This window comes from Metabacillus niabensis (assembly GCF_902829255.1).
Lineage (GTDB): Bacteria > Bacillota > Bacilli > Bacillales > Bacillaceae > Metabacillus > Metabacillus niabensis.
This window is the reverse complement of record NZ_CADEPK010000364.1, coordinates 21966-28803: the sequence shown is the minus strand read 5'-3', so window position 1 is coordinate 28803 and position 6838 is coordinate 21966. Positions and strand designations below refer to the sequence as shown.

The 6838-nt window shown below is 35.1% G+C and carries 6 protein-coding genes and 1 pseudogene; all 7 read left to right on the top strand.

Annotation, left to right across the window (positions count from 1 at the left end; translation table 11 throughout):
- A pseudogene (locus tag HU235_RS21340) lies at positions 1-311 on the top strand (hypothetical protein); the annotation flags it as partial.
- A 59-nt stretch (positions 312-370) separates the two neighbouring features.
- Entirely contained in the window at positions 371-682 is a 312-nt protein-coding gene (locus tag HU235_RS21335; protein ID WP_145581324.1) for a hypothetical protein, read from the top strand.
- Between the two features lie 41 nt (positions 683-723).
- Complete coding sequence (locus tag HU235_RS21330; protein WP_174881512.1) at positions 724-2331, top strand: glycosyltransferase family 4 protein; 1608 nt, start codon at positions 724-726, stop codon at positions 2329-2331.
- 301 nt (positions 2332-2632) lie between these two features.
- Positions 2633-3889 carry a nucleotide sugar dehydrogenase gene (locus tag HU235_RS21325; protein ID WP_174881511.1) on the top strand — a complete coding sequence of 419 codons (1257 nt, stop codon included), beginning with the start codon at positions 2633-2635 and terminating at the stop codon, positions 3887-3889.
- Between the two features lie 166 nt (positions 3890-4055).
- A complete protein-coding gene (locus tag HU235_RS21320; RefSeq protein ID WP_095299735.1) occupies positions 4056-4835 on the top strand; it encodes an ABC transporter permease in 780 nt (259 codons plus the stop codon).
- Positions 4836-5570, top strand: a complete 735-nt coding sequence (locus tag HU235_RS21315; protein WP_174881510.1) for an ABC transporter ATP-binding protein — start codon at positions 4836-4838, stop codon at positions 5568-5570. It abuts the gene before it with no gap.
- Positions 5570-6793 (top strand): glycosyltransferase, encoded by a 1224-nt coding sequence (locus HU235_RS21310; RefSeq protein ID WP_174881509.1) that lies wholly within the window; start codon positions 5570-5572, stop codon positions 6791-6793. Before HU235_RS21315 ends, HU235_RS21310 begins: the two co-directional genes overlap by 1 nt.
- The last annotated feature ends 45 nt before the right edge of the window (positions 6794-6838 follow it).

Sequence of the window (6838 nt, the reverse complement as noted above, 5' to 3'; positions counted from 1 at the left end):
CATTAGAGGATAGCATTATTGTAAATGGATTTGTTGATTTCTATAAATTCTTAAATTTATGTACGAAATTTGATTGCTTAGTTGTAAATGATTCAACAACGAAGGATAATAAGCCAATTAATCCATATCTACCATCGAAATTAAGCGATTATAAAGGCAGTGGCTCAGATATTTGGGGAATCTTTGAGGAAGGTAGTATTTTAAGTCAAAGCAAGGATGCGACTTATTTATCACCTTTAAATGATGCAAAAGCAGCTGCAATGACATTTGAAAAAATGGTTGAGAAAAAATTTCCTACTAATCAACAGTAATGAAGGAAGCTGTTTTTCAATCCTGACAAAGAACTGAATAAGAAAGGAGCAGGATGTGAATGGGGAATACAGACCAGGAAAAAGTAACGATTGATAAAGAAGAGTACGAGCGTTTAACAAATCTAGTTGAACGATTGAAAGAAGATAAAAAGGAAATGGAAGCTGAATTCAAACAAATTATTTCCAATATCCTTGATGAATTAAAGACAAACGAAAAGGCTGAAGAAAAGCAAATTGCTTCAGGGAATGCAAAAATAAAAGAACAGGCTCAAACAATTGAAGAGTTAACTAGAAAGCTAACTCGATTGCAAAATTCCAAATTAGGTAAGCTGCAAATGAAATATTGGGAGCTAAGAAAGAAAAGAAGATAAAAAATAAACAAATTTAATTTACAAGGATAGGAGGGAAATCGGTGCAAAACAGAGAGCCTATAGAAATTCATCATTATGATGATAAATGGCCTGAAAAAACAGAATCAACATATGAAGTACACATTCAGTATACGAATGAGTTAACCATAAAAGCTCGGCAAATAAGTCAATTTTCAAGGCCATTAATTATCTATTATGATAGTCAAAAAAAGGTGAACAAAAAAATAAATTCAGAATACACTTATATAGCTAAATTGAATGGTGAAAAACAAGGGAGCTTGCAAGTGCAGCAAGTCATTGTAGGCTATGATAAAAACAACGAAAAAATCTATGTCCAATACAATCCATTAGGCTGTGAGATGAACCTAAGTTTCCCTGAAGAGGTTACAAGCTATTCAATTGGTCTTCGTTTAACTGGAGAGGGAGAAGCGACTCTATCGGATCTTTCGATAGTAGCCTATGAAATACCAAGCTCGGAAAGTAAACAGGAATTATATGATCGCTATAAAGAGATTGATTACCTGATTGTAACGAATGTCTATCCTGAAAAAAATACTTATTATCAAAATATGTTTATTCATAAAAGAGTTTTAGGATATAAGGAAAAAGGACTAAAAGTTGCGATTTACCGACTTAATACTTCACCGGTTAGCGTAGCTAACTATGAATATGAAGGTGTACCTGTCTTTATTGGTGGAGAAGGAGTATTATCCGCTTTATTGGATACAATAGCTGTAAAAAAGGTACTCTTTCATTTTATTAACGAAAAAATGTATCGTGCAGTTCGGAATTCAAAGGCACGGAATACACCGAAGATTGTCTGGGTACATGGGTTTGAAACGACAAAATGGTACCGTCGATGGTTTAATTTCTATGATAATCCGAAAAGCTTGCGTGATAGCTTGGAGCATGCGAAAAGAAATCAGCAGCAATTAGATTTTATGCATGACATCTATACGGCAAAGGATGACGACATTAAATTTATTTTTGTTTCAAAGTGGTATAAGGAAAATGTTGCCGAAAAGGATACAAGTACGATCATTGGAAATTATCGGATTATCCATAACTTAATTGATGATTCATTATTCAATTACGTGGAAAAGCCTGCTGAGCAAAGGTTAAGAATTTTAACGGTTCGACCATTTGCTTCACGGACATATGCCAATGACTTAACGGTAAAAGCAATTTTATCTTTAAAGGACAGGCCGTTTTTTAATGAGCTTGTTTTTGATATATATGGTCAAGGTCCTTTGTTTGATGAAGTTGTTGAACCACTTCGAAACATACCAAATGTCCATTTGCATAATTACTTTTTGTCGCAACAGCAAATTGCTGAACAACATAAAACACATGGCGTATTTTTAAGTCCATCAAGAATGGATTCTCAAGGAGTCTCTTTAGGAGAGGCAATGTCAAGTGGATTGGTGCCTGTTACAAGTGCTGTTTATGCAATTCCCGAATTTATTGATGAATCATGTGGCTTTCTTGCAGAGGGAGAAGATTACAAAGGGTTGGCAGATGCTATTGAATATTTGTATAAACATCCTGAAGTATTTTTGGAGAAATCAGCAAAGTCAGCAGAGCGTATTCGCTATCAGTGCGGGAAAAACAAAATGATTCAACAGGAAATTGAAGAAATATTATTATAGATTATGTTAGAGCATATTGTTGATTTCTTTCTTGCGGTGAGTGTGTTGTGACTCTTTAAGAGAGCGTGTTAAACCATACTGGCGCTAACATCGGGGAGGCTTCGGACTGTACGCGAGAGGCGAACACTGTAAGAGGAGATCAACTATTAAGCTTAGCGGTGCTTAAGTTTTTAATAAATTCATGATTGTGATGCATTTATGGCAATTTTAGTAACAAGATTGACAGGGTTCTAGTGAAGTTGTAATGTTTTTAAGGAAGAACATTAAACAGCTTTACGATCAATAATTGGAGGAATTAATTATGAAGCTAGTTACATTAGGTCTTGGCTATATAGGCCTTCCAACATCAATTATGTTTGCAAAACACGGTGTAGACGTGTTAGGTATAGATGTTCAACAAAAAGTTGTTGACTCTTTAAATCAAGGAAAAATACACATTGAGGAGCCAGGACTTCAGGAAGCACTTGAAGAGGTAATGGCATCAGGTAAGTTTAAAGCATCTACAGCCCCTGAAAAGGGTGATGTGTTTATCATTGCTGTTCCAACTCCAAATCGAGATGACCAATATAAATCTGTAGATTTAAAATATGTTCTAAGTGCTGTTGAAATGATCATTCCTTATTTAGAAACGAATAATACGGTTATTGTAGAGTCTACAATCGCACCTCGTACAACGGATGATCATGTTAAGCCATTACTTGAAAAAGCTGGATTTACAATTGGAGAGGATCTTTTCCTTGTCCACTGTCCAGAACGAGTTTTACCTGGCCAAATTATGCACGAGCTTATTCACAACAACCGGATCATCGGTGGAGTAACTGAAGCGTGTAAGGAAGCTGGTAAAAAGGTATATGGTACATTTGTTCAAGGTGAATTAATCTTAACAGATGCAAAAACAGCTGAAATGTCTAAACTAATGGAAAACACATACCGTGATGTGAATATTGCCTTAGCGAATGAGCTTGTAAAAGTTTGTACGAAGCTAGGCATAAATGCGTTGGATGTTATCCAAATGGCGAATAAGCATCCTCGTGTTAACTTGCATTCACCAGGTCCTGGTGTTGGAGGTCACTGCTTAGCTGTTGATCCTTACTTTATCGTTGCTGAAGCACCTGACCAAGCGAAATTAATTTATCAAGCACGTGATATTAACGTTTCAATGCCTTCCTTTGTTGTTGAGCATACAGCGAAACTTTTGAATGGTCTAGAAGGAAAGAAAATTACAGTATTTGGCCTAACTTATAAAGGAAATGTTGACGATATTCGTGAAAGTCCAGCAATGGATATTTACGGTATGTTAAAAGCATCTGGTGCTGGGGAAGTTGTTGCTTATGACCCACATGTGAATTTGGAATGGGTAGAGCAAGATATGGAAAAAGCCGTAAAAGATTCAAGTTTAGTTTTAATCCTAACTGACCATAATGAATTTAAGGAATTCAACGGCTCAGAATTTGCTGGTATGGCAACGAAGCAAATTTTTGATACGAAGAACATTGTGAAGCAATCACCTTCTGATGTTACGTATATTAACTTTGGAAACCTATATGATTTTGTTTAAAGAAATGAAACATTAGTGAATATTTACTCTTATTTTGCGACCATATTCGACTATGGTCGCCTTTTACTTACTAAATCTTTGACAAAATTCTAGTTAAACTTGAAAGCTGTTCTAAGTAAGTTTATTATAATTAAGATGCAACATTTCGTTAGTTAGGAGAAGCTGTATGTTACTAGAAACATTTAAATCAATTAAAGCCAATAAAGATTTAATCTACCATTTAACTGCTTCTGACTTCAAAGCAAATACATCAAGAACATACTTTGGATTTACGTGGTGGATACTAGATCCAATCTTTTATATGGCTGTCTTTTACCTATTAGTAGTCGTGATACTGGATAGAGGTACTCCTAATTACCCGGTCGTTATTTTTACGGGGTTAATTCCGTTGAAATTTGTTACTGCTTGCCTTGTAGATGGGACAAATGCAATTTCCTCTAAAGGGAATATCTTGCAGCAAGTTTATATACCAAAGATTATCTTTATTTTGGTTAGACTGCTCGTTAACTGTATAAAATATCTCATTAGCGTTGTCGTTTTAATCTTATTCTTGGCGATTTATGGTATAGATTTCACTTGGAACGTTCTTTATTTCCCAGTTATTTTTATTATTAATGCGATCTGTTTGCTAGGAGTCATGATATACCTAGCACATCTAGGAGTCTTTTTAAGAGATATAAAAAATATGATGCAATATATTTCAAGAGTTTTAATGTATCTTTCACCAGTACTGTTTGAAATGAGTACCGTTCCTGAAAAATTAGTTCCAGTTTTATATTTAAATCCTTTTACGACTTTCCTTGAATCATATCGAGACGTGTTAGTATATGGAAAGCCTCCAGAGTTTTTACCGTTATTCCTATTAACAGTTATTTCGGTTGCTATTTTATACTTTGGATTACGTTTGCTTAATAAAAATGAAAAAGAATATGCTAAGGTGATTTAATTGACACAAAATATAATTGAAATTAAAGATCTTTGGGTTTCTTATCCGGAATTTACCGAGAAACCTCTCAAAAAGTTATTAAATCTCCATAAAAAAGAAGACCGGTTTTGGGCGCTTAAAGGCTTAAACTTTGAAGTGAAAAAAGGAGAGGTGCTTGGTGTCATTGGGCGAAATGGCTCTGGAAAAAGTACACTTTTAAAGCTTCTTAGTGGATTGATTTCTCCAGATAAGGGAGAATTTAATATTTATGAAGATGAGCATCCTGTTCTTCTCTCATTAGGGGCAGGTTTTCAGCCGGAGCTTCCGGGAATTGATAATATTTATCTGAATGGCTTATTGCTAGGTCATAACAAGAAAGCAATTGATGAAAAGGTAGAGGATATTATCGAGTTTTCCGAATTAGGTGATTTTATTTACAAGCCTGTTCGTACGTATTCAGCAGGGATGAAATCGAGACTAGCCTTTGCTACGGCGATTTCTTTAGATCCTGAAATCTTGCTTATTGATGAAGTGTTAGGTGTAGGGGATACAGCCTTCCAACAAAAATGCCGTAATGCAATCATGGAGAAAATTAAACAGGATCGAACAGTCATATTAGTGACGCACTCCTCGAATTTAGTTCGCTCGATTTGTGATCGTGTAGTATGGATTCATTTAGGAGAACAAAAGGCAGTGGGGGAAACTGGACCTATCGTAACAGAGTATGACCAGTTTATGAAAAGGACCCTAAAATAATGAATATACTTATGCTCCTGTATAAAGATATTCATTTCGATGCGAGAGTAAAAAGGGAGGCATTGGCATTAGCTGAAGCAGGCCACCAAATCTATTTAGCCTGTGTGAGGGAATACCAATCGCCACCCCCCCACATACATAACAATATAAAGCTCATTCGAACAAATATATCTGTGAAAAGCATTAAATCATCGATTTCAAATGGGACAAGCACAAAGAAAAAGCCGACAATACTAAATAGATTGCTAGTATGGACAGTGCGAACACCAGTTGTAAAAATCATCAAGGATTATCTTGCTTATTATGAATTTTATAAAAAGGTGAAGTCGAGTGTTAACGGGATGACGATTGATGTGATTCATTGTCATGATTTAAATACTCTTTGGCAAGGCTCGATGCTTGCAAAGGATTTTTCAGCTAAGCTTGTTTATGATTCACATGAAATATTTAACGAAATGGCAGGTAGAAATCGTCTTGATCGAATAGTTGGGTATCGGGTTGAAAATCTCTTGTTTAAAAAAATTGACTATTTTGTAACAGTTAATGAATTTTTAAGAGATTATTTGTTTGAGAAAAACGGTAAAAAGCCGAGTGTGCTTATTCAAAATATCCCGATATTTGATCAACAAGACCTAAATGCTAACCAAGATATGTTCGCTAAGTATGGATTTACAAAAGCCGACACCATTCTTCTTTACCAGGGAGGCTTTTCACCTTACCGGGGGTTAGAATTAATTATAAAAGCGATGGAAAAATTACCAGCACATTTTAAATTAGTCATGATCGGATCAGGTGTTTTAAAGGAAGAATTAGAAAAATTAGTCACAACTCTTCAGTTGGAACAGAGAGTTTTTTTTCATGAACAAGTACCATCTGAGGAATTGATGAAATATACCGCTCAGGCACATATCGGTCTTGTTATGTACGAGAAAGTATCTAAAAACAATTATTATTCAACTCCGAATAAAATCTTTGAGTATCTGCAAGCAGGAATACCTGCCGTATCATCTAATCATCCAGGAAAATCGGTTATTATTGAAAAATATAAAACAGGTGTACTAGTTGATGAGAATGTTGAAGCGGTAGTAAACGGGATACATGAAGTCATGAATGAGTATAATCAATTTCAAGAAAATTGTTTTCAAGCTCAGAAGGAATTAACGTGGGATAATGAGAAACAAAAGCTAGTTCAGCTCTATCAGCAATTGGCGGAACAGTCATAAGGATGAGACCTTCAGTTCATATATAAAGCTTAAAGGAGAGTAATA